This window comes from Stenotrophomonas sp. 3diitr2024, assembly GCF_042136455.1.
Lineage (GTDB): Bacteria > Pseudomonadota > Gammaproteobacteria > Xanthomonadales > Xanthomonadaceae > Stenotrophomonas > Stenotrophomonas sepilia.
The window spans coordinates 1-956 of record NZ_JBHHMJ010000020.1 but is presented as its reverse complement, the minus strand read 5'-3'; the positions used below and the strand labels follow the sequence as shown (position 1 = coordinate 956).

Sequence of the window (956 nt, the reverse complement as noted above, 5' to 3'; positions counted from 1 at the left end):
GGGGTCAGATCCCTTTCCGCAGGAAAGGGATCTGACGCCAGCTCGGAACAGCCGGTTATTCCGGCTTCTGGTCCAGGAAATACACTTCGACCTTGCCCTTGACCTTGATCGTCATCGGGTTGCCGCGGCGGTCGCGGGCCTTGCCGGCCTGCACGCGGATCCAGCCTTCGCTGACCGAGTATTCCTCGACGTTGTCGCGCTCGACGTCGTTGAAACGCACGCCGACGCCGCGCTCCAGCGCCTGCGCATCATGGAAGGGGCTGGCCGGGTTGATCGCCAGGTGGTCGGGAGGGGTATCGCTCATCGCTTCATTCACAGTGACGGCCACCAAGGCCGGCTTCAGCGGCACAGGATAAACCGTAGAATGCCGGCCTGCCCCAGAGGACGTTCCGCCATGCCCGACAACAGCGACTATTTCGACTTCGAGGAAGACATCCACGACTTCGACGAGGATGGATTCGAGGCGCGGGTCTGGAACCTGCTGGTGCTGATCAACCCGGGCGACGAAGAGTTGGCCTTGCAGCAGTTCAACCGCTGGCGCGAGCACCTGTCCGAGGACGGGCAGCCGCTGGAAGCGGACAGCGACTGGTTGCCGGCGCTGTTCACTGCCATCGCCTGGCAGTCCGGTTTCGAGGTGGAGCGCGACGACCTGGAATCGCTGCAGTCGGCGGTCAACGAGCTGTCGGCGCGCTTCAACCTGCAGCTGGACTGGGGCGGCGACCTGGATGACGAGGACTTCGCCGAGGACCTGGACGGTGTGCAGCTGATGTCCACCGCCTTTGACCGCCTGCGCGAGCACAACTACACGCTGTGGAGCGTGGATACCGGCAGCGACGGCTTCACCGGCGTGATGGCGCTGACCCGTGACCAGGGTGAGGGCCGTTTCGTGGTCATCCGTGGCCTGGACGCCAATCTCAACAGCGTCAGCGTGGATGGCATCGCCGTGGGCACGCCGG

Annotated in this window: 2 protein-coding genes; one reads left to right on the top strand and one right to left on the bottom strand. The window is 64.5% G+C overall.

Annotated features, from left to right (window positions below; genetic code table 11):
• Positions 1-55: 55 nt before the first annotated feature.
• Positions 56-304, bottom strand: a complete 249-nt coding sequence (locus ABGA94_RS00285) for a DUF3297 family protein (protein WP_005415112.1) — start codon at positions 302-304, stop codon at positions 56-58.
• 90 nt (positions 305-394) lie between these two features.
• Between ABGA94_RS00285 and ABGA94_RS00280 the strand changes: the two genes are divergently transcribed.
• Positions 395-956, top strand: a 562-nt coding sequence (locus tag ABGA94_RS00280) for a hypothetical protein (protein ID WP_375365985.1), incomplete at its 3' end; no start/stop codon positions are given.

What these genes read in the sequence shown, in the direction of transcription:
- ABGA94_RS00285 (WP_005415112.1), bottom strand. Translation starts at nt 304, where the DNA reads ATGAGCGATACCCCTCCCGACCACCTGGCGATCAACCCGGCCAGCCCC.